The organism is Streptomyces sp. NPDC088766 (genome assembly GCF_044750845.1).
Taxonomy (GTDB): Bacteria; Actinomycetota; Actinomycetes; order Streptomycetales; family Streptomycetaceae; genus Streptomyces.
Genome location: NZ_JBIVKQ010000031.1, coordinates 22,058 through 46,414, shown reverse-complemented (window position 1 = coordinate 46,414; position 24,357 = coordinate 22,058). Strand labels below are relative to the sequence as shown.

The window sequence follows — 24,357 nt, the reverse complement described above, 5'->3', positions numbered from 1 at the left end:
GCCGAAGCGGAGCAGAACAGCAGTTCCCCCACCTGTCCTGCACGTCCGACGCGCACCCCACCGCGCGCCAGGAGGAATCACCACGTCATGCAGCCCCTCATCGACAACGCCCGTACGTTCGGACAGCGCCCTGAGGAGTTCGCCAAGCTCGCAGAGGGCCAGTCCCCCGACGTCCTGTTCATCACCTGCTCCGACTCGCGGGTCGTCCCCGCACTGATCACGGGCGCCCGCCCCGGCCAGCTGTTCGAGCTGCGCACCGCCGGCAACATCGTTCCCCCCTACGTCTCGAACCCCCCGACCGGCGAGGCCGCCACCATCGAGTACGCGGTGGAGGTGCTCGGCGTCCAGGACGTCGTCGTCTGCGGTCACTCGCACTGCGGTGCCGTCGGCGCGCTCGTGCGCGGCGACGACCTCGACTCCGTCCCGGCCGTACGGGCCTGGCTCGCGCACGCGGCCGACGAACCCACGGCCGCCGACGCCGGCGACCCGGCCGTCGCGCAGGCCGTCCAGCACCACGTCCTCGCACAACTGCTGCGGCTGCGCTCCTACCCGTGCGTGGAGAAGCGGCTCGCGGACGGCCGGCTGCGGGTGCGCGGCTGGTACTACGAGGTGCACACCGGTGCCGTGCGCGAACACCGCGTCGACACCGACTCCTTCGAGGCCCTGTGAGGACCCCGATGACCAGGTTCCCCCACCTCAAGCAGGACTTCACCGCCTCCCTCGTCGTCTTCCTGGTCGCGCTGCCGCTGTGCGTCGGCGTGGCCGTGGCCTCCGGTGCGCCGGCCGAGCTGGGGCTCGTGACCGGCATAGTCGGCGGCATCGTCACCGGCCTGATGCGCGGCAGCAGCCTCCAGGTGTCCGGACCGGCCGCCGGTCTGACCGTGCTGGTCTTCGAGGCGGTCCAGGAGTTCGGGCTGCCCGCGCTCGGTGTGATCGTGCTCGCCACCGGCGTGCTCCAGATCGCGATGGGCGCCCTGAAACTGGGGCGCTGGTTCCGGGCCATCTCGGTCTCCGTCGTCGAGGGCATGCTGGCCGGGATCGGCCTGGTGCTGATCGCCGGCCAGCTGTACTCGCTGGTCGGCACCAAGGCCCCCGCCTCCGGCCTGGAGAAGATCGCCGGGCTGCCGGCGGCTGTCGTGGACGCCTTCGGCAGCACCGCCGCGCTCGCCTCGCTCGCCCTGGGCGCCGGCACCGTCGCCGTCCTCGTGGTGTGGAAGCGGTTGCCGGCGAGGGCCCGCACGGTGCCCGGCCAGCTCGCCGCGGTCGGTCTCGCCACACTCGCCGCACTGGTGCTGGACCTGCCGGTGGCCACCGTCGAGGTGCGGGGCCTGCTCGGCTCGATCCAGCCGCCGTCCCTGGACACCTTCGGCGGGGCCGCCGGCGTCGGTCTGCTCGGCACGATCGTGGCGTTCACCCTGATCGCGTCCGCCGAGTCGCTGTTCAGCGCGGCGGCGGTGGACCGGCTGCACGACGGGCCGCGCACCGAGTACGACAGGGAACTCATCGCGCAGGGCGCGGGCAACACCGTCTGCGGTGTGCTCGGCGCCCTGCCGATGACCGCGGTGATCGTGCGCAGCGCGGCCAACGTGCAGGCGGGCGCCCGCACCAAGGCGTCCCGGGTGCTGCACGGCGTCTGGCTGCTGCTGTTCGCGGCGCTCCTGCCGAACGTGCTGGCCTACATACCCATCCCGGCGCTCGCGGGCATCCTGGTGCACGCGGGGGCCAAGCTCATCCCCGTCCGGTCGATCGTGTCGCTGTGGCGCGATCACCGGGGCGAGGCGCTGATCCTGGTCGTCACGGCCGTGTCGATCGTCGCGGTCAGCATGTTCGAGGGCGTCCTGATCGGTCTCGCGCTGGCGGTCGTCAAGACGGCCTGGGAGGCCTCGCACATCAGGATGGAGGTCGTCGACAAGGGCGCCGGACCCGTCCAGGCCTACCTGTCGGGCAACGCGACCTTCCTGCGGCTGCCGAAGATCCTGGACAGCCTGGAGGCCCTGCCGCAGGACCGTCCGGTCGAACTGGACCTCTCCGGCCTGCACCACCTCGACCACGCCTGCCGTACGGCGCTGGAGAACTGGGCGGCCCGGCACAGCGACGCCGGCACCGAACCGGTGCGGGTCACCATGGCCGCGTAGGACCGGGCTCACCCGGGGTCTTTCGTCCGGATCAGGCCGGACCCCGCTAGGGCGTGTTTCGAAAGTCCCTCCCCCAGAGGGGGTGCCCCCAGCCTGGCGACGTCCGGCACGCACTCCCCCGGAGGGGGCACCCCCAGCCGCGTTGTCGGGATCACCCCGATACAACCAGTATCGGGGCGACCCTCCGCCTTGCGATCGCACGCACCGGACGCCGCCGGGCCTGCCCTTCGGGCAGACGACGCCACTTTCGAAACACGCCCTGGTGCTGTGGCCGGAAAGGTTTGCCGGAAAGCTCGCGGCGCCCGGTGCGGTGCATCGCAAGGCGGAGCATTGCCCGCGTACCGGATGTACTCGGGTGATGCGACAACGCGGCGGTGGGGGCCCCTCCCGCGCGAGCGAAGCCGAGCGTGGGGGAGCCGTGCCGGACGTCGCGAGCCGGTGAAGCTTTCCGGTCACAGCACCAGCCCGGCATGATCCGGACGGGAGGCCCTGGGGCTCGCGCCCTGCCCGCCGTCGGTTCCGGGACCCGGCACGTGGCCCCGGACCCGGCGGCGGGCATATCTTTGCAGGACAGGCGTTTCGGACCTCTGCCTGAGGAGGTCGTGATGGTCGAGGAACTGCTGACGGCGGCCGTGGCGGTCGGCGCCGCGGGGTTCGCGTACATGGTGGCGGGCGCCAGGGTGGTGAAGCAGTACGAGCGCGGGGTCGTCTTCCGGCTCGGCCAGGTCGCGGGCGAGGTGCGCAGGCCCGGCTTCACCATGGTGGTGCCCTTCGTCGACCGGCTGCGCAAGGTCAATCTCCAGATCGTGACGATGCCCGTGCCCGCGCAGGAGGGCATCACGCGGGACAACGTGACCGTGCGGGTCGACGCGGTCGTCTACTTCAAGGTCGTGGACCCGGCGGCGGCGATCGTCAACGTCGAGGACTACCGCTTCGCCGTCTCGCAGATGGCGCAGACCTCGCTGCGGTCGATCATCGGCAAGAGCGAACTGGACGACCTGCTCTCCAACCGGGAGAAGCTCAACCAGGGCCTGGAACTGATGATCGACAGCCCGGCGGTGGGCTGGGGGGTGCAGATCGACCGGGTCGAGATCAAGGACGTGTCGCTGCCCGACACCATGAAGCGCTCGATGGCCCGTCAGGCGGAGGCCGACCGTGAGCGGCGGGCCCGGATCATCAACGCGGACGCGGAACTCCAGGCGTCGAAGAAGCTCGCCGAGGCGGCCCAGCAGATGGAGGGCACCCCTTCGGCGCTCCAGCTCCGCCTCCTGCAGACGGTGGTGGCGGTGGCCGCCGAGAAGAACTCCACGCTCGTGCTGCCGTTCCCGGTGGAACTGCTGCGCTTCCTGGAGCGCGCCCAGCAACAGCCGCAGCAACAGCCCCAGCCCCAGCCGCCGCCACGACCCGAGCCCTCGCCGTCGCCCCCACCGGTGGAGCGGTGACACGAGCCACGTGCGTGGTTCCCGAGGCGCGCGCCGGGTGATAGACACGGCGGGGTCACCGTCCCTGTCCGCCAGCAGGAAGGTCACCCCATGTCCGCGACCCGTCGTCAGATCCTCGCCCGCACGGGTGCCCTGGGAGCGGGCATCGCCTTCTCCGGGGCACTGTCCGAACTCTTCCCCGGCACGGCCACCGCCGCCCAGAACCTCGGCCACAGCGGCTACGGCCCCCTCGTGCCCGACCCGCACGGCCTGCTCGATCTGCCGGAAGGTTTCCGCTACCGGGTCCTGTCCCGCGAGGGCGACCCGCTGCGCTCCGGAGAGGGCCCGGTCCCCTCGAACCACGACGGCATGACGGCCCTCCCCGGCCGCCACGGCCGCGTCCACCTGGTCCGCAACCACGAGAACCGCCCCACCGCCCGGTACGCGGTCCCCACCGTGGACGGCCTGACCTACGACCCGGCCGGCAAGGGCGGCTGCACGGCCCTGACGCTGGACCGGGACGACCGGGTGCTCGCCGAGCGGGTCGCGATCGCCGGTACGGCCGTCAACTGCGCGGGCGGGCCCACCCCGTGGCACACCTGGCTGACCTGCGAGGAGACCGAGGACAAGGCCGGCACCAACGGCTACACCAAGGACCACGGCTTCGTCTTCGAGGTCGACCCGTCCGACCCGCGCCGCACCGGGGCGGTCCCGCTGACCGCGATGGGCCGTTTCCAGCACGAGGCGATCGCCGTCGACCCGCACCTGGGGATCGTCTACGAGACGGAGGACGCCTTCCTCAAGCCCTTCGGCCTGTTCTACCGCTTCCTGCCCGAGAAGCCGCTGGGCGGCGTGGGCTCGCTGCGCGCGGGCGGCAGGCTCCAGGCGATGCGCGTGCCGGGCGTGCCGGACCTGTCGTCGGTCCAGGAGACGGGCGCGGTCTTCGACGGCGTCGAGTGGGCCGACGTACCCGACCCGCTGGCCGCCGGGACCCCGGTCAGGCTCCAGGACTTCGGCCCGAAGGGCATCACGCACGCGCAGAAGCTGGAGGGCTGCTACTGGGGCGGGCGGTGCGTGTACTTCGTGTCGTCGTTCGCACGCGGCACCGACGGCTCGGCGGCCGACCACTTCGGCCAGATCTGGCGCTACGACCCGGCCCGCCGCCGGCTGACCCTGGTGATCGTCTTCGGCCCGGACACGGACGTACGGCTGCCGGGCGAGTCCCCCGACAACATCTGCCTCGCTCCCAGCGGCGGCCTGATGGTCTGCGAGGACGGCAACGGCGCCCAGCACGTCTTCGGGGTGACACGGGCCGGCGAGGTCTACGCGATGGCGCGCAACCGCCAGGCGATCACGTCAGCCGCCACCGCGGCGGGCGGCACCCCGGAGGAGCCCGAGTGGGGCGAGTTCGCCGGCGTCACCTTCTCGCCCGACGGCCGGACGATGTACGTCAACTGCTACACGCCGGGGACGACGTTCGCGGTGACGGGCCCCTGGCGCCGGTAGGCCGGTGACCGGGTCCGGTGATCCGGGCGGGTGACACGGCACGAGGCGCGCGCATATTTACATACGATCAGGCCTTCACCGCTCATAGCTTCATACGGTGATCCCTCCCGTACGTCGTCTCGCCGCCGTCTGTGCCCTCGGTGTCCTCGGTGCCGTGCTCGCCGCCTGCGGCACCGCCGAGGCACCCCGCGACCCCCGCGATCCCCGCCCGGCCCCCGCCCGGCCCTCGGCCGACCGGCCCTCCGCCGACCGCCCGTCGTCCGCCGCGTCCCGGCCGCCCACCCTCGCGCCGGGCCCGGCCGGCCAGGTTCCCGTCTTCGCGCACGCACCCCGCACCCGCGACAAGGCCGTCGCTCTCACCTTCGACGCCGACATGACCGCCGGCCAGGGGGCCCGGGCGGCGGCCGGTGAGCACTTCGACAACCCCCAGCTGATCGCGGCCCTCAGGGCGTTGAAGGTGCCGGCGACCGTGTTCATGACCGGCCGGTGGGCCGAGGAGTATCCGGCCCAGGCCCGCGCCATCGGCCGGGACCCGCTCTTCGAGGTCGCCAACCACTCCTACAGCCACTACGCCTTCACCGACGACTGCTACGGCCTGCCGACCGTGGAGCGCAAGGAGATGCGGGCGGACGTGGAGCGGGCGTACGCGGCATTCCGCGAAGCCGGGGTTCCGGACGCGATGCCGTACTTCCGCTTCCCGGGCGGCTGTTACGACGGGCAGGCGCTGCGCGCGGTGAGCGGCACCGGAGTGACGGCGGTGCAGTGGGACGTGGTGAGCGGCGACGCCTTCGCCACCGACGCGGACGCGGTGGCCCGGCAGGTCCTGGAGGGCGTGCGGCCGGGGTCGGTGGTGGTCATGCACTGCACGCGCAGCGCCGCCCCGGTCACCGAGCGGGCGGTGCGCGCGATCGTGCCCGAGCTGCTCCGCCGGGGCTACCGGTTCGTGAAGGTGTCCGAGCTGATCGGCGCCGCGGGCGGCCGCCGCTGAGACCCGTGCCGCTCTCGTACGCTGGGGTCATGAGCGACGACAGCGACGACACCCACTGCCTGATCGACGCGACCAGGCCGCCCGGGGCCGGGGGGCCGCCGTACGCGGAGTGCGTGCTGTGCCGGAAGCCGACGGAGTACCCGCAGTCGTACCGGGGGATCACGCTGTGCCCCGTGTGCGAGTGGCAGGAGGCTCAGCGGACGGCCTGCTCGGGCTGAGCCCCGGCCGTGCGACGGCCGGGGGCCGGGGGCCGGAGGCCGGGGGGCACACCGGTCGTGCCGGCCCCGTCCAGTACCCTGCGCCGGGTGAGTGAGAGCCCGTTCCAGATCGAGCCGAATCCGCGTGATCAGGCGCCGCAGTTCGTCCTTCCGCTCGTCGTGCGGTTGGAGAAGACCGACCCTCCCGGCCGCACCGACGCGCTCGAGACGGCCGCCCGGGCCGTGCTCGTGCTGCTGAGCGACGAGCGGGCCGTCGGGGAGGGCGAGTGGGCGCAGGCCGTACGGGACTGGCAGGACGCCCGCATCCGCAAGGTCGTACGGCGGGCCCGCGGGGCCGAGTGGCGGCGGGCCGGGGAACTGCCCGGGATCACCGTGACCGGGGGGACGGCGGAGGTGCGGGTGTTCGTGCCGGTGCCGTTGGACGGGTGGCCGAAGGAGCTGGCGAAGCTCCAGGTGTCGGGGACCGATCTCGACGACCCGCGGGAGCCGTCGCCGGCCGGTCCGGGGGTGCCGGTGCTGTGGATGAGCCCCGAGGTGGAGATGTCGGCGGGCAAGGCGATGGCGCAGGCCGGGCACGGCGCGCAGCTCGCCTGGTGGGAACTGTCCGACGAGGAGCGGTCGGCGTGGCGCGAGGCGGGCTTCCCGCTGGCCGTGCGCACCGCGGAGCCCGAGCGCTGGCGTGAGCTGACCGCGAGCGGACTGCCGCTGGTGCGGGACGCGGGGTTCACCGAGATCGCGCCGGGCAGCTGCACGGTGGTCGCGGAACATCCGGCGCTGCGCTCGCGGTGACGGCGCCCCGGGCCGGACGGCGGCGGACCGTCGGGCCGGCCGGGCCCCCGCCCGCCGAGCGCGGCAGCGAGTACGCCGTGCTGTCCCGCGAGGTGAGGCAGAGCGGCCTGCTGAAGCGCCGGCCGGGCTACTACTCCGTCGAGGTCGGGGCGAACCTGCTCCTGCCGGCCGCCGGCTGGACCGCGTTCGCCCTGATCGGGCAGTCGTGGTGGCAGCTGGTGACCGCCGCCTTCCTCGCGGTGATGTTCGCCCAGACCGGGTTCATCGGGCACGAGGCCGGACACCACCAGATCGCCGCGTCCAAGCGCGTCAACAGCGTGCTCGGCCACGTGCACGCCGACCTGCTGATCGGCCTCAGCTACGGCTGGTGGATCGCCAAGCACAACAAGCACCACTCCCACCCCAACCACGTGGACCGTGACCTCGACATCGCCGACGGCGCGATCGCCTTCACCGGGGACCAGGCCCGCGTCCGCCGCGGCGCGTACGTCTGGCTGGCCCGTCACCAGGCCTGGCTGTTCTTCCCGATGCCGCTCCTGGAGGGCCTCGCCCTGCACGCGGTCGGCGGCCCGCTGCGCCCCGAACTCGAGTACTGATCCTTCCGCCCCTTCCGTGCCCTTCCTCTGAACCGGGCGGGCCCGCCGCGCGTACTTCCTGGGGCCGGGCGGGCCGTGCTGCGGTGCGCGGCCGAACCTCAAATGTTGCTCTGAAGGAGCGCCACCGGCGGTTCGGGCCCGGCCGGTGGGGTCATATCCCGGTCACCACGCAGGGGGGTCGGCGATGAAGGAGGGGACCATGACGCGGCTCGGTACGGGAATCGGCTGGCGGCCGGAGATCGCGGACGCCGTGGAGCGCATGCCGGGCATCGACTGGGTCGAGGCCGTGGCCGAGAACGTCTGCCCCGGTCACCTCCCCGAGTCCCTGCTGCGGCTGCGCGAACGCGGGGTCACCGTCGTCCCGCACGGCGTCTCGCTCGGCCTCGGCGGCGCCGACCGGCCCGACGAGAGGCGGCTGGCCGCGCTCGCCGCGCGGGCCGAGGCGCTGGGCTCGCCGCTGGTCACCGAGCACATCGCGTTCGTCCGGGCGGGCGGCCCGCTGACCGCGACGCCGCGGCTGGAGGCCGGGCACCTGCTGCCCGTGCCGCGCACCCGGGACGCGCTGGACGTGCTGTGCGAGAACGTGCGCATCGCGCAGGATTCGCTGCCCGTGCCGCTCGCAGTGGAGAACATCGCGGCGCTGATCGCCTGGCCCGGCGAGGAGATGACGGAGGGGCAGTTCCTGTACGAGCTGGCCGACCGCACGGGCGTCCGGCTGCTCGTCGACGTGGCCAACCTGCACACCAACCACGTGAACCGCGCCGAGGACCCCGCCAAGGCGCTCGCCGAGCTTCCGCTGGAGGCCATCGCGTACGTCCATGTCGCGGGCGGCTTCGAACGGGACGGCGTCTGGCACGACAGCCACGCGCATCCGGTGCCGCGCCCCGTCCTCGACATCCTGACCGACCTCACCTCGCGGGTCACCCCGCCGGGGGTGCTGCTGGAGCGCGACGAGAACTTTCCCGCACCGAAGGAGCTGGAGCGGGAGGTGGACGCGATCCGGGAGGCGGTGGAGCTGGGGTCGCGGCGGCGGGAGCCGACCGCCGCACAGGTACCGGCCGCGGAGGCCGGGGAAGCGGAACCACGCGCGGCGGGGACCGGGGAGACCGAGCCGTCGGCCACGGGTCCGGGGGCGGCAGGGCCGTCCATCACGGGGGGCGGGAGGACGGAGCCGTCCACCACGAGGGCCGGGGAGACCCGGCGGCCGGCCGTCGGCACCGCCGGGGAAAGGGTGCCGTCGGCCGCCGGCACCCTCGGGGAGACCGGGCCGCCGGCCGTCGGTGACGCCACGCGGCAGCGGCTCGGGCTCGCCCAGGCCGCCCTGCTGTCCGCGCTGGTGGCCGGGACGCCCGTCCCGGAGGGCTTCGACCGGGTGCGGCTCGGTGTGCAGGCCCGCGCGCTCGCCGCGAAGCGGGCCGACGTGGTGGCGAAGCTGGCGCCGGAGCTGCCGCTGATCCTCGGCGCCGGCTACCGGTCGGCGTTCATCGCCCATGCCCAGCGCCACCCGATGCACGGCGGCTACCGGCAGGACGCCCTGGACTTCGCCGAGCAACTGATCCTGGGCGGGCAGTTGGCGGAGGGGCGGGCCCGGCGCGAACTGCGGCGCTGGTGGCTGGACCGCTCGGGCCCGGCACCGAGGCCGCCCTCCCGGCTGGGACGGGTGGGACGGGTGGGGCGCTCGTTGATCGGGCGGTGACGCGGGCGGTGCCCCGGGGCGGAGTGGCCGAGTCGCCCCCGCGCTCAGGTGTGCCGGGGTTAACACCAGGGGCAGCCGCCCCTCCCCGGTGTGCGGTTCGGGCCGGTTTCCGCCTCTCTGCGCGTGACCCCGCAGAGATTTTCGCGCTGAATGCCTGAAGTGCAACCTTTGTCTGCCGGAAGGGAGTTGCCCTCGGAGGGGCAGTAATATGCCCCTCCCGCACCCGAAGCACGAGCGTGCGGTGCCGTGAGCAGGAGGCACCATGCGACCCCGACCCCCGATCAAGGGCAGAGGCATCTTCAGCGGCACCGGGCTCATCGTCGTCGGCCTGGCCGCGACGCTCGTCGCGCTGGTCTTCCCGGTCTGGTCCTACGAGGACCGGTCGGGCACCGGCGTCGACGTACTGAACGCGGAGACCGTGGCGACGCAGTACGGGCCGCTGTCCGGACTCGACCGCGACTTCGTCACCAAGGTGCGGCTGGCCGGGCTGTGGGAGCTGCCGGCGGGCCGGCAGGCGCAGACCAAGGGCACGACCGAGGCCGTACGGACGGCGGGGCGGCACCTCGTCGAGGGGCACGCCTTCCTGGACGAGCGGGTGCGCACCGTCGCCGCGCAGCTCGGGCTCGCTCTGCCGAACGAGCCCACCGACCAGCAGAAGGACTGGCTGAAGACGCTGGACGCGGCGCAGGGCGAGGACTTCGACCGGGAGTTCGCCAACATTCTGCGGCTGGCCCACGGCCGGGTGTTCTCCGTCGTCGCCCAGGTGCGGGCGGGCACCCAGAACGCCCTGGTGCGCGATCTCGCCGACGACGCCAACACGACGGTCCTGGACCACATCAAGGTCCTGGAGGCCACCGGTCACGTCGACTTCGCCCGCCTCGCCCGGGATCTGGCGGCGGGCAGCACCCCGCCGGTCACCCTCTCCCCCGCTCCGCCCGGCCCGGTCGCCGACCCGGGAACGGTCGTACCGCTCGCGCCGTCCTCGGCGTCGGGTTACCCGCTCCCGCCGGCCGCGACCGGTCCGCCGCCGTCCGACGGTTCCTGACCGGCCGGACGAAGGCGAGCAGACCGTCACACATCCACCGCACCGGGTCCGGATGGTGAACAAGGCATGGAGTTCCCCGGTGCGTCCGGCATAGAAATGCGGCATGTTCTGGGTCCTTCTCCTGCTGCTGGCCTGGGCCGTCGCCGGTGTCGCGTGCACCCGGCTGTGCCTGGCCGCCGTCCGTACGGCAGCCGTCGGCACGGACGCGGTCGGGGGACACGACCTGACGCTCCACGAGGCGGCGTTCCTGTCCGGGGGTCCTGCCCGGGTCGCCGAGCTGACGCTGGTGTCCATGGCCCGGCAGCGACGGCTGCTGCTCGCCCACACGGGCTGGGCCACGGTGGTGGACCCGCACGGGCGCGACGAGATGGAACGGTCCGTCATAGGAGCCATCGGCCCCGCGGGGCAGTCCAGGATCGCCCCGGTGCGGGCCGCCGCCGCGGCCGCCGAAGCGGTCCACCGGCTCGCCGACCGCCTCACCGTCGCCGGCCTCGCGGTGCCCGACGGCGCCGGTACGACGGTGGCGGCGGGCGTCCGGCGGGTACGGGGTGCCGCCCTGGCAGTCCTGGCGCTGGGTACGGCCGCGCTGCTGATGCCGATCCCCTCGGACATGCCGCGCGTCCTCGTCGCCGCCTGGTTCGGGCTGCCCCTCGCCCTCACCCTGAGCTGCCTGGCCCTGGCACGGATCGAGGCGTACCCGTACTCACGCTGGGCCTCCCCGGCGGGACAGCACCTGTTGACCGCCCTGACCCGTAGCACCGGGGCCGGGGCCGGGGCCGGGGCCGACGACCACGCCTACCTGGCCTCCGTCGCCGTCCACGGCATCCGGGCGGTGCCCGAACCGCACCTGCGAGCGGCGTTCGCCCACCGCGACGCCGCCCCCGGGGCCCGCGGGAGCGGCTGAGGCGCCCCGGCGCGTCCGGGTTTCCCGGGGGCGCACGAGGGGCATTGGCGCCGACACCCTCGCGTGGTGCTTGCCTTCGTCAACGGGCGGACGAAGCATCCCTTCTGCCGCTGCCGCGCTTCGAAGGGACACGCGATGAGAGCTGCCGTCCTCCACTCGGCCACGGGAGCCCTGCTCCTGACCCTCCTTTCCGCCGTCCCCGCGGGCGGGACCCCGAACGCCGTCCCCGGTGTCGCGGGGGTCGTGCTCGCCGCCGAGCGGGCCGCGGCGAAGGGGGTCGACTTCGGTGCCTGCTCCGGCGTGCCGGACCTGCCGGCCGGCATGGAGTGCGGCACCGTCGGCGTGCCGCTCGACTACGCGCGGCCGAACGGCGAGCAGCTCGAGTTGGCCGTCAGCCGGGTCCGGGCCACCCACCGCGACCCGCACAACAGCAAGCGCCGCGTGCCCCGGCAGGGTTCGCTGGTCTTCAACCCGGGCGGGCCGGGCGCCTCGGGGCTGTACTTCCCGCTGGTCGGCATGGTTCCCGAGTGGAAGCGCCTCGGCGCCGCCTACGACCTGGTGGGGTACGACCCGCGCGGGGTCGGCCGCTCGGCCCCGCTGTCCTGCGAGGACCCGAAGACCTTCTTCAAGGGGCCCGCCCCGGCGCCGACGCACCCCTCGGAGGCGTACAAGCGGGAACGCGTCGCGCGGGCGAAGGCCTACGCGCGTGGCTGCGCGCAGCGGACGGGCAGCGCGCTGCGGCACTACCACTCGCTGAACAACGCCCGTGACCTGGACGTACTGCGGGCAGCGCTGGGCGAGGAGCGGCTGACGTTCATGGGGGCGTCGTACGGCACCTACTTCGGGGCGCTGTACGCGACGCTGTTCCCTTCGCACGTGCGGCGGATGGTGTTCGACGCGGCGGTGAACCCGGACCCGGCGCAGATCTGGTACCGCAACAACCTCCGCCAGTCGGCGGCGTTCGAGAGCCGCTGGGAGGACTTCCGCGAGTGGGTCGCGCGGCACGACCGGGTGTACGGGCTGGGCAGCACCCCGCAGGCGGTGCTGCGCAGTTACGAGCGGGCACGGGCGAGACTGGCCGCCGAGCCGGCCGGCGGCCGGGTGGGGCCCGCGCAGTTGCAGGGCACGTTCCTGCAGGCCGGGTACTACGACGACTACTGGCCGTCCCGCGCCGAGGCGCTGTCGGCGTATCTCAGGGGCGATCCGGAACGGCTGATCGCGCTGGCCGCGCCGGCCACGGAGGCCGCGGCGGAGGCCGAGAACGCGAACGCCGTCTACACGGCCGTGGAGTGCAACGACGGGCCGTGGCCGACGGACTTCCGGGTGTGGGACCGGGACAACACGCGGCTCGCGCGGGTGGCGCCGTTCGAGACCTGGGACAACGTGTGGGCGAACCTGCCGTGCGCGTACTGGCCGGCGCCCCGGCAGCAGCCGCCGGACGTGCGGACCGGGCCCGGTGAGCTGCCTGCGACGCTGATCCTGGCGGCCGAACGGGACGCCGCGGCACCTTACGACGGGGCCCTGGAGCTGCACCGGCGGCTGACGGGCTCGGTGCTGGTGACGGAGCGGGACGCCGGCACCCACGGCATCGCGGGCGGGCCGAACCCCTGCGTCAACGGCCATCTGGAGGCCTACCTGTTGGAGGGGCGGCTGCCGGCCCGGCGCGCGGCCTGCGCCCCGCGCCCGGAACCCCGGCCGGCCGGCCGCGCCGAGAAGGCGGCGGCCACCCGGCCGGCGCGCTGATCAGGCGAGGCCCGCGACCAGTTCGGCGACGTCCTTGCGACGGCCCGTGTAGAAGGGGACCTCCTCGCGGACGTGCAGCCGGGCCTCGGAGGCGCGCAGGTGGCGCATGAGGTCGACGATGCGGTACAGCTCGTCGGCCTCGAAGGCGAGGATCCACTCGTAGTCGCCGAGGGAGAACGAGGCGACCGTGTTGGCGCGGACGTCCGGGTAGCCGCGGGCCATCTTGCCGTGGTCGGCGAGCATGCGGCGGCGGTCCTCGTCGGGCAGCAGGTACCAGTCGTAGCTGCGCACGAACGGGTAGACGCTGATGTAGTCGCGCGGTGTCTCGTCGGCGAGGAACGCCGGGATGTGCGAGCGGTTGAACTCGGCGGGGCGGTGCAGCGCCATGTTCGACCAGACCGGCTCCAGGGCGCGGCCCAGCCTGGTGCGGCGGAAGAGGTTGTACGCCTCCTGGAGCTGGTCGCTGGTCTCGGCGTGCCACCAGATCATCAGGTCCGCGTCGGCGCGCAGGCCGGACAGGTCGTAGGTGCCGCGGACCGTCACGTCCTTGGCGGCGAGCTGGTCGAACAGCTCCTGCACCTCGTCGGCGTAGCCGGCGCGGTCCTCGGGGAGGGTGTCCTTCAGCCTGAAGACGGACCACAGCGTGTAGCGGATGACCTCGTTGAGGTCCTTGGCCAGCTTGCCCTTGTTCGGGATCCTGCCGGGCTCGGTGGTGGGGGCGTCGTCACTCATGGTTCTCATTCTCCCGCTCCGCCGTGCAGACTTTGCACGGGGTCGGCCGTCAGCTCGCGCGCGGTGCTCTCGTCGCCGCCGATCCCGTCGGCCGCCGCGTACGCGCTCGCGATGCAGGCGGGGATGCCGACGCCGTCGTAGGGCGCGCCGCACACCGCGAGGCCGGGGAGCTTCGCGAGGTGCCCGCGGACGCGGGCCACGCGCGCGTGGTGGCCGACGGGGTACTGGGGCAGGCCGTCCGTCCAGCGGGTGACGCGGGTTTCGAGGGGCGTGGCGTCCAGGCCGACGGCGGCCTTCAGGTCGTGCCGCGAGACGTCGACGAGTTCGGCGTCGGAGCGCTCCAGGATCTCCGTCTCGCCGTACCGCCCGACGGAGGTGCGCAGCACGGTCACGTCCGGGTCCTCGTCGGCGATCCAGCCCCACTTCTGCGAGGCGAACGTGGACGCCTTGACGGTGCGGCCGTCGACGGGCGGGACGAGGAAACCGCTGCAGTCGGGCAGGGCGGCCTCAAAGCGGCGGAAGGCGAGGGTGACGAGGGCCATCGAGGCGTACTCGACGGTGCGCAGTTCGGCGGCGGCCTCGGGGGACTCGGCGGCGAGCAGCTCGGCGGCGACGGGCGCGGGGACGGCGACGACGACGCCGTCGGCGTGCAGGACACGGTCGCCGGCGGTGACGCGCCAGCCGCCGGCCGGGTCGCGGCGCAGGGCGCTCACCGGCGTGCGCGTGCGGATCTCGCCGCCGCGCGCCTCCACGGACGCGGCCACCGCGAGCGGCAGCGAGCCGACACCGCCCTCGATGCCCATGAACACGGGTCCGGTCTGCCGGCCGGCGGCGGCCTTCGCCTGGATGTCGCGGACGGCCTCCGTCAGCGAGCGGTGGGTGCGCGCGGCCTGGAACAGCTGCGGTACGGCCGAGCGCATCGAGATGCGGTAGGCGTCACCGGCGTAGACCCCGCCGAGGAGCGGCTCCACCAGGCGGTCGACGACCTCGCGGCCCAGGCGGGCCGCCACGTACTCCCCGACGGCCACGTCCTCGCCGATCTCCGTGCGGGGCAGGTCGGCGTCCCGGGCGATCCGGGCGAGGCCCTCGTCGGAGAGGAGGCCGGCGAGTGCGGCGGCGGTGCCGGGGACGCCCATGACATGGCCCTTGGGCATGGGGCGCAGGGCGCCGCGGGTCCAGACGGAGGCGGTGGCGGTGGCCGGCGGCCGGAGGCGCTCGCCCAGGCCCACCTCGCGCGCGAGGGCGACCGCCTCGGGGCGGCGGGCGAGCATCGACTCGGCGCCCAGGTCGACCCGGACGCCGGCGATCTCGCCCGGCAGGAGCTTGCCGCCGACCCGTTCGGACGCCTCCAGCACGGTCACGCGCGTGCCGCGCCCCAGCAGCCGGTGGGCGGCCGCCAGGCCCGCGATCCCGGCTCCCAGCACGACGACGTGCCCCGTGCGCTTACCCGTTGTGCTCATGCCCCCCACTCTCTCAGACCCCACCGGCACTCCGGCCAGGGCCATGTGGCCCCACCGAGTCCCGACCGTGACCGCTTCGGAACCATCTCTGCCAAACGTCGCGCCCCGCCCCGGCGTCGAAGGACCGTCAGCCGTCGCCGAACCCTCGGGGGTACGCCCACATGCGCACACGACGTTCCGTACGACCGGTCCACGCCCTGGCGGGCGTCCTGCTCGCCGCCGCCGTCGCCCTCACCGGGTGCGGCGCGAACGACACGGGAGGGAGCAGCAGCTCGGACAAGGCGGCCGGCCCGGAGGCCGGCGTGGCGCAGCCGGCCGAGGACGCCAAGTCCGGTGCGGGCGCGAGCGGGTCGCGGGCGACCGCGGTGCCGAAGCCGTCCGTCAACCGCATCATTCGCACCGCCACCCTGACCGTGCAGGTCAAGGACGTGCCCAAGGCCCTCGACCAGGCCCGCGCCACCACCGAGAACGCGGGCGGCTACGTCGGCGACGAGACGACCGTCCGCGACGAGGACAGCACCGAACGGACCCGCGTCGTCCTGCGCGTGCCGGTGGAGGAGTACGACGACGTCCTGGCCGGCCTGCAGGGCGCGGGCAAGCTCCTGGAGCGCACGGCGAAGGCCCAGGACGTCACCGACCAGGTCGTCGACGTGGAGAGCCGGATCACCTCGCAGCGCGCCAGCGTGACCCGCGTCCGCGCGCTGATGGACCGGGCGACGAAGCTGAGCGACGTGGTCACCCTGGAGGGCGAACTGAGCCGCCGCGAGGCCGACCTGGAGGCCCTGCTCGCCCAGCAGGCGTCCCTGAAGGACCGCACCGCTCTGGCCACGATCACGCTGACCCTGTCCGAGAAGCCCGTGCCGGTGGAGGCCGAGGACGACGACCCCGGGTTCGTGGACGCGCTGGCCGGCGGCTGGGACGCGTTCGTGACGATGCTGCGCTGGATCGCGATCGCGTTCGGCGCGGTGCTGCCGTTCGCCGCGGTGCTCGCGCTGGCGCTGCTCGTGTGGCTGCGGCTGCTCCGCCCCCGACGCCGGGCGGCCCGCCCGGCCGAGCCGGCTCAGTGGCCGGCCCACCCGGCCGAGCCGACCCACCCGGCCCACCCGGCCGAGCCCGAGGGGCGGACGGCCGACCGGGACTGAGCGGGCGGGAGGGCGGCGCCGGGCCTCTTCAGGGCCCGGCTTCAGGGCCCTGCGGCGCCCCGGGCGTCGGCGCCCTGCGGCCGCGGCGCGCCCCGGAAGCCGCCGGGCCCGACGAGCGGGCCGTCGACCCGGCGCGTGCTGCGCGCCGACGGTCCGCGAGCCGCTCGGCGGGGAGACCGCGGCCGAGCTGTCGCGGACACCCGAGGCGCTGTCCGCTGTCGGCCCCGGTCCGGCTGCGGCTGCCCTCCCCCGAGGGCGGCGAGGCCTGCGTGTACGGCCTCACCGGCCCTTCGGCGTCTCTCCCGGCCGGCGGACTCCCACCATCTGAAGGTGCGGGGAAGGCCGGGCCGGCCGGACCGCCAGGTTCGCGACCCGGTCGGCCCGGTGGGGGCGAGGGCGGGCGGGATCGCCCGGCGCCCGCCCCGTAGCGTGTCCGCATGAGCATGAGCGAGAGCGCGCGCCCCGGGACGGCCGGGCGGGAGCGGCTGGTCGTGATCGGCGGCGACGCCGCGGGCATGTCGGCGGCCTCCCAGGCCCGCCGGCTGAAGGGGCCCGGCGAACTGGACGTCGTGGCCTTCGAACGCGGCCACTTCACGTCCTACTCGGCCTGCGGCATCCCGTACTGGGTGGGGGGCGACGTCGACGAGCGGGACGATCTGATCGCCCGCACGCCGCAGGAGCACCGCGCGCGCGGGATCGACCTGCGCCTGCGCACCGAGGTCACGGAGATCGACCTGGCCCGGCAGCGGGTGCACGCGCGTGACGTCGATTCCGGGGCGGAGTCCTGGACGTCGTACGACGACCTCGTCATCGCCACCGGGGCCCGGCCGATCCGGCCGGACCTGCCGGGGGCCGACGCCGAGGGCGTGCACGGGGTGCAGACGCTCGACGACGGGCAGGAGCTGCTCGACTCGCTCGCGCGTACCCGCGCGCGCGGGCGGCACGCCGTGGTGGTCGGGGCGGGCTACATCGGCGTGGAGATGGCCGAGGCGCTCATCAAGCGGGGCTACCTGGTGACGGTCGTCAACCGGGGCGGCGAGCCGATGTCCACGCTCGACGCGGACATGGGACGGCTGGTGCACCGGGCCATGGAGGGTCTCGGCATCACCATGGTGAACGACGCCGAGGTCACCGGGCTGCTCGCCGACGACGACGGCCGGGTGCGGGCGGTCGTCACGGCGGACGCCGAGTACCCGGCGGACGTGGTGGTCCTCGGCATCGGCGTCCGCCCGGAGACCGCCCTCGCCGAGGCCGCCGGCCTGCCCCTCGGCGCCCACGGCGGTCTCCTCACCGACCTGGCGATGCGGGTGCGCGGCCACGAGAACGTCTGGGCCGGCGGCGACTGCGTCGAGGTCCTCGACCTGGTCTCCGGCCAGGAACGCCACATCCCCCTCGGCACCCACGCCAACAAGCACGGGCAGATCATCGGCACCAACATCGGCGGCGGCTACGCCACCTTCCCCGGCGTCGTCGGCACCGCCGTCAGCAAGGTCTGCGACCTGGAGATCGCCCGCACGGGCCTGCGCGAGAAGGACGCGCGCAGGGCGGGCCTGCAGTACGAGGCGGTCACCGTCGAGTCCACCAGCCGGGCCGGCTACTACCCCGGCGCCTCCCCCATGACCGTCAAGATGCTCGCCGAACGCCGCACGGGCCGCCTCCTCGGCGTACAGATCGTCGGCAGGGAGGGCGCGGCCAAACGCGTCGACATCGCGGCGGTGGCCCTGACGGCGGGCATGACGGCCGAACAGATGACCACCCTGGACCTGGGCTACGCCCCGCCGTTCAGCCCGGTGTGGGACCCGGTGCTGGTGGCGGCGCGGAAGGCGGCCGCGAAGGTGCGGGGCGCGTAGGGGGACGGCCCCGCGACGCGCCTACGCGGTCCCGGACAGCCTCGGCAGCGCGGAGACCGCCGGAGGCTGCTGCTCGGCCGCCGGCTTCGCGTGCGCCGCCGACGCCGGCCGGGACCGCAGCCGGTGGCTGACGGCCTCGTCGAGGGTCACCGGCCTCTTGTGCTGCGCGGCCAGCCGCCCCGCCTCCTGACCGAGCCGGGCCACGTCCTCCCAGGGCAGTCGGATCACGAGCGCGATCTCCGCCTCGCCGTCGGGCGTGGCGTGCATCGGAGGGGTCACCCTGTCGTTCATCGCCTGTTCCTCACGTAGTTCCCGCGGCCCGCCTTCCCAGTGCCGCGGGCGGTTGCCGGTTCATACGCGCCCGTGGGGAACCGCGTTCACCGATTCACCGAACGGATCGGGGGCAGTACTTCCTTGTGGTCATCCCCGTCCATGACGTGAACCCCGCGCGGCGTACCCCCGTGGTGACGTACGCGCTGATCGCCGTGAACGTCTTCGTGTTCCTGTTCATGCCGGGCCTGTCCGGCTCGGTGGCGGGTGACAGCACGCTGGCGCAGACCTGCCACCTGCACGCGTTCCTGGAGCAGTACGCGGCCGTGCCCCGCGAGTTGATCCACCATCAGTTCCCGCAGTTCGTCCCCACCGGGGACGTGCGCGGCGGCGGCTGTCTGCTGGGCCCGCCGGACTACGACAAGTCCCCGGCGCTGAGCGTCCTCACCGCGATGTTCCTGCACGGCGGCTGGCTGCATCTGCTGGGCAACATGCTGTTCCTGCTGATCTTCGGCAACAACATCGAGGACCGCATGGGCCACGTGCGCTTCGCGCTGTTCTACGTCGTCTGCGGCTACGCGTCGTCGTACGGCTTCGCGCTCGTCAACGCCGACTCGGCCGACCCGCTGATCGGCGCCTCGGGAGCGATCGCGGGCGTGCTGGGCGCCTATCTGGTGCTGTACCCGAAGGCCAGGGTGTGGGTGCTGGTGCCGTTCCTGGTCTTCCTGCCGCTGCGGCTGCCGGCCTGGCTGGTGCTGGGCTTCTGGTTCGGGCTCCAGGCGGTGTACTCCTCCGGCGAGGGCGTGTCCGACGCCGGCACGGTGGCGTACGCGGCGCACGTCGTCGGCTTCCTGGCGGGCATGCTGCTCGCCTGGCCGCTGAAGAAGGGCACGCCGCCGCCACCGGAGCCGCGCGGCCTGCTGTTCGGCAGGAGCGCGCGGCCCGGCTGGTGACGCGGGCGGCGGGTCAGCGGGCCGTGTGGGTGTGGACGTACTCCACGAGGCGGGTCAGCGCGTCCGGGTCGGTGGACGGCATGACGCCGTGCCCGAGGTTGAAGACGTGGCCCTCCAGGCCCGCGGCGGCGTCGAGGACCTCGCGGGTCTTGGTCTCGACGGCCTCGGTGGAGGCGAACAGCACGGTCGGGTCGAGGTTGCCCTGGAGCGCCTTGCCGGGGCCGACCCGGCGGGCGGCCTCGTCGAGCGGGACGCGCCAGTCGACGCCGACGACGTCCGCGCCCGCCTCGCCCATGAGCCCGAGCAGCTCGCCGGTGCCGACGCCGAAGTGGATGCGCGGGACGCCGTACCCGGCGACGGCCTCGAAGACCTTCGCCGAGGCCGGCATCACCGAACGGCGGTAGTCGGCCGGAGCCAGGGCGCCCACCCACGAGTCGAACAGCTGGACCGCCGACGCGCCCGCCTCGATCTGCACCTTCAGGAAGGCCGCCGTGATGTCCGCGAGGCGGTCCAGCAGGTCGGCCCACAGCTCGGGGTCGCCGTACATCATCGCCTTGGCGTTCTCGTACGTGCGCGACGGGCCGCCCTCGACGAGGTAGCTCGCAAGGGTGAAGGGCGCGCCCGCGAAACCGATGAGGGGGGTGGAGCCCAGCTCGCGGGTCAGCAGGCCGATCGCCTCGGTGACGTAGGAGACGTCCTCGGGGGTGAGGTCGCGCAGCCGGGCGAGGTCGGCGCGGGTGCGGACGGGCTGCTCGACGACCGGGCCGACACCCGGCTTGATGTCGAGGTCGAGGCCGATCGCCTTCAGCGGGACGACGATGTCGCTGAAGTAGATCGCCGCGTCCACGCCGTGCCGGCGCACCGGCTGGAGGGTGATCTCGGTGACCAGCTCGGGCCGCATGCAGGACTCGAGCATCGGGATGCCCTCGCGCACCTTGCGGTACTCGGGCAGCGAGCGCCCGGCCTGGCGCATGAACCACACGGGCGTGTGCGGCACCGGTTCACGCCGGCACGCCTTCATGAAGGGGCTGTCGTACGTCGCTGTCGGCTGCCGGCCCGCGGGGCTCTCGTTCGCGCTCACGACGGCAAGTCTCCCACGACGCGGAAAGCCCGCGGAAACCGGCGGTCCGCCCCCGTCCCGCCTGCGCGGCGCCCACCGACACCCCCCGCCCGCGCGCCTGTTCGCCCAGCGCGCAGCCGTCCGGGGTCCGCGCGCGGGTGTCTTGCCCTGCGCGAAGCTCCCGTTCCCCTTAATGTTCCCGGCATGGCTGCGGCTCAGGGACGACTGTCGGACGGTACGGGCGGGATGGATGACGGGAACGGGGAGGACCGGGAGGGGGGCAGGGCGGCTCCGGCGCCCTTCCGGGCCGCCGTCGACGCGCTGCGGACCGCCCGGCTGCGGCCCCAGATCGAGATCGAGCCGACCCCGGCCCCGCGACGCCTCGCGCCGTACGCGTACGCGCTGGAGGCGACCGTCGTGGACGGCGACCAGGATCTGGCCGACGGCCGTCTGGTCCTGCTGCACGACCCGGCCGGGCACGACGCCTGGCACGGCACCTTCCGGCTGGTCACCCTCGTGCGGGCGGAGCTGGAGCAGGAGATGGCGGTGGACCCGCTGCTGCCGGACGTGTGCTGGTCCTGGCTGACCGGGGCGCTCCAGGCGCGCGGCCTGACGTACGGCGAGCCGAGCGGCACGGTCACGCGGGCGAGTTCGCACCACTTCGGCGGCCTGTCGGAACGTCCGGCGTCCTCCCAGATCGAGATCAGGGCCTCCTGGACGCCCCGCGAGGGGCTCGGCTCGGTCCCGGACACGGCGGCGCACCTGGCGTCCTGGTGCGATCTGCTGGCGCAGGTCGCGGGGCTGCCGCCGGCCGGTCCGGGGGACGCGTCCGTGGTGACGCTGCCGCAACGACGGGGGCCGCAGTCGCGGTGACGCCGCCGCAACGACGGGGTACGCGTCCGCGGTGACGCCGCCGCAACGACGGAGGCGGCAGTCGCGGTGACCGCGCACATCGACGGCGACGGGTTCCGTCGCCGCCCGGCACACCCCTGACCTTCTCCGGTCTCCCGGTCTCCGGGTTTCCCGGCTCCCGCCGAATCGCACCGGATCTCCCCGACCTCACCACCTCACGACCCCGCCGAGGCCCGTCGGCCGTGCTCGCACGCCGTGTTCGGGTCCGGCAACCGCGGGGTCCCTCGAACGGCCGCCCCGATTGACCATCTCTTTGTCGATACGGCCACTTTCGATCCCATACGACACTCGCTCAAACCGACTCGATCTTCGGATGATCGACCACGTGTCCGAATTGCACGCATTGTTACTCACTAGATCGTGATCATTTTCTAAAGGACCCACGGTCCGGTGCCGAAGACGACTGTGACCTTGAAAGCACGGTTCGTCCCGGCTTCATCCCCACGAGCCGGCCCCTCATCCCCCCTCCCAGGAGGCCTGGTGTCCGTTCTCCTCGAGCAGCCCGCAAGCCTGGTCGCCTACCGCCCGAACAAGCCCACCGCCATGGTGGTCGTGGCCGACCCGCGCGTCCGTTCCACCGTCACCCGCCATCTGTGGGCGCTCGGTGTGCGCGACGTCATCGAGGCCTCGTCCGTCGCGGAGGCTCGTCCCCGCATCGGCAACCCCCGCGACATCTGCGTCGCCGACGTCCACCTTCCCGACGGCTCCGGCCTCACCCTGCTGTCGGAGACCCGCGCCGCGGGCTGGCCCAACGGGCTCGCCCTCTCCGCGGCCGACGACATCGGCGCCGTACGCAACGCCCTCGCCGGCGGCGTCAAGGGCTACGTCGTCACCGGCACCCGCACCAACATCGGGCTCCCCACCCGGCCCGGTGCCGCCCCCATCGGCGCGGCCGCCGCCCGCCTCCACCGCCGCCCCCCGGGTGCCCCGAGCCACCCGGGCGGCTACCGCGAGCTGTCCGGCCGCGAGGTGGAGGTGCTGCGCCTGGTCGCCGAAGGCCAGTCCAACAAGGCGATCGGCGTCTCGATGGGCCTGTCCGCGCTGACCGTCAAGAGCCACCTCGCCCGCATCGCCCGCAAGCTCGGCACCGGCGACCGCGCCGGGATGGTCGCGGTGGCGCTGCGCACCGGCATCATCCACTGAGCTTCGCGGACCGAGGGCCCAACCGTTCACCCGGCCACCGGGCCACACGGCCACCCGGCGGATCGACCCCGGTCTCGACGCCCCCCACTGATCCCCTTCGATCTCGATCCCCCCGACCTCCTCGATCCCCCCGCCCTTCACCCACCTCACCGGTTCGCCCTGCCCGTCCTCGTCGGCCCGACCGGTTTCCCGTCCCCCTCCCCCCGGCCTGACTGGTTTGCGACCCTGCGGAGACCGCCGACGGAACGTTCCGTCGGCGGTCTCCGTCCACACACGGATACCCTTGACAGGTGACCGACGCCCAAGAAACCGCAGCAGCCAGCTCACTGCGAACCACCGGGGGCGCCCCTCCGGAAGACGACGGATCGCTTGCCACCGGGGCGCCGACACCACTGCTCGAACCACGCGAGGGCATTCCCCCCGTGATCGCCGACGAGGCCGCGCTCGCCGAGACGATCGCCGCCTTCGCCGCCGGCTCCGGCCCCGTCGCCGTGGACGCCGAGCGCGCCTCCGGCTACCGCTACGGCCAGCGCGCCTATCTGGTGCAGCTGCGCCGCGAGGGCGCCGGCACCGCGCTGATCGACCCCGTCGCCTGCCCCGACCTCTCCGTGCTCGGCGAGGCGCTGTCCGACGTGGAGTGGGTGCTGCACGCGGCCACCCAGGACCTGCCGTGCCTGCGGGAAATAGGCATGGTGCCCACCCGGCTGTTCGACACCGAGCTGGCCGGGCGACTGGCCGGGTTCCCGCGCGTCGGACTCGGCGCGATGGTCGAGGGCGTCCTCGGTTTCGTCCTGGAGAAGGGACACTCCGCCGTCGACTGGTCCACCCGCCCGCTGCCCGAGCCGTGGCTGCGCTACGCCGCCCTGGACGTCGAGCTCCTCGTCGACCTTCGCGACGCGCTGGAGAAGGAACTGGACCGGCAGGGCAAACTGGAGTGGGCCCGGCAGGAGTTCGACGCGATCGCCTCCGCGCCGCCGCCCGAGCCCCGCAAGGACCCCTGGCGCCGTACGTCCGGCATGCACAAGGTGCGCCGGCGCCGCCAGCTCGGTGTGGTGCGGGAGCTGTGGCAGACGCGGGACCGGATCGCCCAGCGGCGGGACGTGTCGCCCGGCAAGGTGCTGTCCGACGCGGCCATCGTGGAGGCCGCGCTCGCCGTGCCGGCCAACACGCACGCGCTGGCCGCGCTGAACGGCTTCGGGCACCGGATGAGCCGACGCCAGCTCGAGCAGTGGCAGGCGGCCGTCGACCGGGCCAGGGAACTGAGCGAGTCGCAGCTGCCGCAGCCGGGGCAGTCGGTCGCGGGGCCGCCGCCGCCGCGGGCCTGGGCGGACAAGGACCCCGAGGCGGCGGCCCGCCTCTCGGCGGCGCGGTCGGCCGTCTCGGCGCTGGCCGAGGAACTGAACATGCCGCAGGAGAACCTGATCGCCCCGGACACCGTCCGGCGGGTCTGCTGGGAGCCGCCCCAGCCGGTCGGCACGGACTCCGTCGCCTCTGCTCTCACGGCCCTCGGCGCCCGCCCCTGGCAGGTGGAGCAGGCGACGCCGGTACTGGTGGCGGCGCTGTCGGCGAAGGGCCAGGGCACGCAGGGCAGCGGTGTGCCGGAGTCCGGGAGGCAGGGGCCCGCGTAGCCGCCGTGGACATCGCTGTCATACGGCGGCCACCGGCGGTGAACGGCGACGCGCGCGGTGTCCGCGCGCGGCCCGGCCGGGTCGCGCCGCCGAAGCGGTACCGCGAGGTCGGGATCAGGCCAAGATCTCGTGCGGGCACGCGGGGGATCGGTGCCGGAGCCACGGG

Annotated in this window: 22 protein-coding genes; 18 read left to right on the top strand and 4 right to left on the bottom strand. The window is 73.9% G+C overall.

Annotated elements, in window-relative coordinates; translation table 11 throughout:
* The first annotated feature begins 87 nt into the window (after positions 1 to 87).
* From ACIP5W_RS31650 to ACIP5W_RS31595, 12 genes are all read left to right on the top strand, one after another.
* Positions 88 to 669, top strand: a complete 582-nt coding sequence (locus tag ACIP5W_RS31650) for a carbonic anhydrase (protein ID WP_401480815.1) — start codon at positions 88 to 90, stop codon at positions 667 to 669.
* An 8-nt stretch (positions 670 to 677) separates the two neighbouring features.
* Complete coding sequence (locus ACIP5W_RS31645) at positions 678 to 2,135, top strand: SulP family inorganic anion transporter (RefSeq protein ID WP_401480813.1); 1,458 nt, start codon at positions 678 to 680, stop codon at positions 2,133 to 2,135.
* A gap of 605 nt (positions 2,136 to 2,740) precedes the next feature.
* Positions 2,741 to 3,577, top strand: coding sequence for a slipin family protein (locus tag ACIP5W_RS31640; RefSeq protein WP_401480811.1), 837 nt, complete (start codon positions 2,741 to 2,743; stop codon positions 3,575 to 3,577).
* A 90-nt stretch (positions 3,578 to 3,667) separates the two neighbouring features.
* Positions 3,668 to 5,062, top strand: a complete 1,395-nt coding sequence (locus tag ACIP5W_RS31635; protein WP_401480809.1) for an alkaline phosphatase PhoX — start codon at positions 3,668 to 3,670, stop codon at positions 5,060 to 5,062.
* Positions 5,063 to 5,159: 97 nt separating this feature from the next.
* Positions 5,160 to 6,050 carry a polysaccharide deacetylase family protein gene (locus tag ACIP5W_RS31630; protein WP_401480807.1) on the top strand — a complete coding sequence of 297 codons (891 nt, stop codon included), beginning with the start codon at positions 5,160 to 5,162 and terminating at the stop codon, positions 6,048 to 6,050.
* Between the two features lie 29 nt (positions 6,051 to 6,079).
* Positions 6,080 to 6,268, top strand: coding sequence for a hypothetical protein (locus ACIP5W_RS31625; protein ID WP_401480805.1), 189 nt, complete (start codon positions 6,080 to 6,082; stop codon positions 6,266 to 6,268).
* Between the two features lie 87 nt (positions 6,269 to 6,355).
* The gene (locus ACIP5W_RS31620; RefSeq protein ID WP_401480803.1) at positions 6,356 to 7,057 is read left to right on the top strand and encodes a peptidyl-tRNA hydrolase; all 702 of its coding nucleotides are present in this window, start codon (positions 6,356 to 6,358) and stop codon (positions 7,055 to 7,057) included.
* On the top strand, positions 7,054 to 7,653 hold the full coding sequence (locus ACIP5W_RS31615) for a fatty acid desaturase (RefSeq protein ID WP_401480801.1): 600 nt from the start codon (positions 7,054 to 7,056) through the stop codon (positions 7,651 to 7,653). Before ACIP5W_RS31620 ends, ACIP5W_RS31615 begins: the two co-directional genes overlap by 4 nt.
* A gap of 199 nt (positions 7,654 to 7,852) precedes the next feature.
* Positions 7,853 to 9,349: a DUF692 family multinuclear iron-containing protein gene (locus ACIP5W_RS31610; RefSeq protein WP_401480799.1), complete on the top strand. Its 1,497-nt coding sequence runs from the start codon at positions 7,853 to 7,855 to the stop codon at positions 9,347 to 9,349.
* Positions 9,350 to 9,611: 262 nt separating this feature from the next.
* A complete protein-coding gene (locus ACIP5W_RS31605; protein WP_401480797.1) occupies positions 9,612 to 10,394 on the top strand; it encodes a DUF4142 domain-containing protein in 783 nt (260 codons plus the stop codon).
* 103 nt (positions 10,395 to 10,497) lie between these two features.
* Entirely contained in the window at positions 10,498 to 11,298 is an 801-nt protein-coding gene (locus ACIP5W_RS31600) for a TIGR04222 domain-containing membrane protein (protein ID WP_401480795.1), read from the top strand.
* A 135-nt stretch (positions 11,299 to 11,433) separates the two neighbouring features.
* Entirely contained in the window at positions 11,434 to 13,041 is a 1,608-nt protein-coding gene (locus ACIP5W_RS31595) for an alpha/beta hydrolase (protein ID WP_401480793.1), read from the top strand.
* On the opposite strand, the gene hemQ is transcribed toward ACIP5W_RS31595, so the two are convergent.
* Together hemQ and hemG are read right to left on the bottom strand one after the other, a co-directional pair.
* Complete coding sequence (gene hemQ, locus ACIP5W_RS31590; protein ID WP_401480791.1) at positions 13,042 to 13,773, bottom strand: hydrogen peroxide-dependent heme synthase; 732 nt, start codon at positions 13,771 to 13,773, stop codon at positions 13,042 to 13,044. It lies immediately after the preceding gene.
* Between the two features lie 5 nt (positions 13,774 to 13,778).
* On the bottom strand, positions 13,779 to 15,233 hold the full coding sequence (gene hemG, locus ACIP5W_RS31585; RefSeq protein ID WP_401480790.1) for a protoporphyrinogen oxidase: 1,455 nt from the start codon (positions 15,231 to 15,233) through the stop codon (positions 13,779 to 13,781).
* A gap of 161 nt (positions 15,234 to 15,394) precedes the next feature.
* Between hemG and ACIP5W_RS31580 the strand changes: the two genes are divergently transcribed.
* Together ACIP5W_RS31580 and ACIP5W_RS31575 are read left to right on the top strand one after the other, a co-directional pair.
* Positions 15,395 to 16,375 carry a DUF4349 domain-containing protein gene (locus ACIP5W_RS31580; RefSeq protein ID WP_401480787.1) on the top strand — a complete coding sequence of 327 codons (981 nt, stop codon included), beginning with the start codon at positions 15,395 to 15,397 and terminating at the stop codon, positions 16,373 to 16,375.
* Between the two features lie 443 nt (positions 16,376 to 16,818).
* Positions 16,819 to 18,225 (top strand): FAD-dependent oxidoreductase, encoded by a 1,407-nt coding sequence (locus tag ACIP5W_RS31575; protein ID WP_401480884.1) that lies wholly within the window; start codon positions 16,819 to 16,821, stop codon positions 18,223 to 18,225.
* Between the two features lie 21 nt (positions 18,226 to 18,246).
* On the opposite strand, the gene ACIP5W_RS31570 is transcribed toward ACIP5W_RS31575, so the two are convergent.
* Entirely contained in the window at positions 18,247 to 18,516 is a 270-nt protein-coding gene (locus tag ACIP5W_RS31570; protein WP_401480785.1) for a hypothetical protein, read from the bottom strand.
* Between the two features lie 125 nt (positions 18,517 to 18,641).
* Here ACIP5W_RS31570 and ACIP5W_RS31565 point away from each other — a divergent pair, with 125 nt between their 5' ends.
* Positions 18,642 to 19,448: a rhomboid family intramembrane serine protease gene (locus ACIP5W_RS31565; RefSeq protein WP_401480783.1), complete on the top strand. Its 807-nt coding sequence runs from the start codon at positions 18,642 to 18,644 to the stop codon at positions 19,446 to 19,448.
* A gap of 13 nt (positions 19,449 to 19,461) precedes the next feature.
* On the opposite strand, the gene hemE is transcribed toward ACIP5W_RS31565, so the two are convergent.
* On the bottom strand, positions 19,462 to 20,529 hold the full coding sequence (gene hemE / locus ACIP5W_RS31560) for a uroporphyrinogen decarboxylase (protein ID WP_401480781.1): 1,068 nt from the start codon (positions 20,527 to 20,529) through the stop codon (positions 19,462 to 19,464).
* Positions 20,530 to 20,712: 183 nt separating this feature from the next.
* Between hemE and ACIP5W_RS31555 the strand changes: the two genes are divergently transcribed.
* From ACIP5W_RS31555 to ACIP5W_RS31545, 3 genes are all read left to right on the top strand, one after another.
* On the top strand, positions 20,713 to 21,381 hold the full coding sequence (locus ACIP5W_RS31555; RefSeq protein ID WP_401480779.1) for a DUF3000 domain-containing protein: 669 nt from the start codon (positions 20,713 to 20,715) through the stop codon (positions 21,379 to 21,381).
* 519 nt (positions 21,382 to 21,900) lie between these two features.
* Positions 21,901 to 22,563, top strand: a complete 663-nt coding sequence (locus ACIP5W_RS31550) for a response regulator transcription factor (protein WP_030249151.1) — start codon at positions 21,901 to 21,903, stop codon at positions 22,561 to 22,563.
* 290 nt (positions 22,564 to 22,853) lie between these two features.
* A complete protein-coding gene (locus ACIP5W_RS31545; RefSeq protein WP_401480776.1) occupies positions 22,854 to 24,191 on the top strand; it encodes an HRDC domain-containing protein in 1,338 nt (445 codons plus the stop codon).
* Positions 24,192 to 24,357: the final 166 nt, after the last annotated feature.

What these genes read in the sequence shown, in the direction of transcription:
- ACIP5W_RS31650 (WP_401480815.1), top strand. Translation starts at nt 88, where the DNA reads ATGCAGCCCCTCATCGACAACGCCCGTACGTTCGGACAGCGCCCTGAG.
- ACIP5W_RS31645 (WP_401480813.1), top strand. Translation starts at nt 678, where the DNA reads ATGACCAGGTTCCCCCACCTCAAGCAGGACTTCACCGCCTCCCTCGTC.
- ACIP5W_RS31640 (WP_401480811.1), top strand. Translation starts at nt 2,741, where the DNA reads ATGGTCGAGGAACTGCTGACGGCGGCCGTGGCGGTCGGCGCCGCGGGG.
- ACIP5W_RS31635 (WP_401480809.1), top strand. Translation starts at nt 3,668, where the DNA reads ATGTCCGCGACCCGTCGTCAGATCCTCGCCCGCACGGGTGCCCTGGGA.
- ACIP5W_RS31625 (WP_401480805.1), top strand. Translation starts at nt 6,080, where the DNA reads ATGAGCGACGACAGCGACGACACCCACTGCCTGATCGACGCGACCAGG.
- ACIP5W_RS31610 (WP_401480799.1), top strand. Translation starts at nt 7,853, where the DNA reads ATGACGCGGCTCGGTACGGGAATCGGCTGGCGGCCGGAGATCGCGGAC.
- ACIP5W_RS31605 (WP_401480797.1), top strand. Translation starts at nt 9,612, where the DNA reads ATGCGACCCCGACCCCCGATCAAGGGCAGAGGCATCTTCAGCGGCACC.
- ACIP5W_RS31600 (WP_401480795.1), top strand. Translation starts at nt 10,498, where the DNA reads ATGTTCTGGGTCCTTCTCCTGCTGCTGGCCTGGGCCGTCGCCGGTGTC.
- ACIP5W_RS31595 (WP_401480793.1), top strand. Translation starts at nt 11,434, where the DNA reads ATGAGAGCTGCCGTCCTCCACTCGGCCACGGGAGCCCTGCTCCTGACC.
- hemQ (WP_401480791.1), bottom strand. Translation starts at nt 13,773, where the DNA reads ATGAGTGACGACGCCCCCACCACCGAGCCCGGCAGGATCCCGAACAAG.
- hemG (WP_401480790.1), bottom strand. Translation starts at nt 15,233, where the DNA reads ATGAGCACAACGGGTAAGCGCACGGGGCACGTCGTCGTGCTGGGAGCC.
- ACIP5W_RS31580 (WP_401480787.1), top strand. Translation starts at nt 15,395, where the DNA reads ATGCGCACACGACGTTCCGTACGACCGGTCCACGCCCTGGCGGGCGTC.
- ACIP5W_RS31575 (WP_401480884.1), top strand. Translation starts at nt 16,819, where the DNA reads ATGAGCGAGAGCGCGCGCCCCGGGACGGCCGGGCGGGAGCGGCTGGTC.
- ACIP5W_RS31570 (WP_401480785.1), bottom strand. Translation starts at nt 18,516, where the DNA reads ATGAACGACAGGGTGACCCCTCCGATGCACGCCACGCCCGACGGCGAG.
- ACIP5W_RS31555 (WP_401480779.1), top strand. Translation starts at nt 20,713, where the DNA reads ATGGCTGCGGCTCAGGGACGACTGTCGGACGGTACGGGCGGGATGGAT.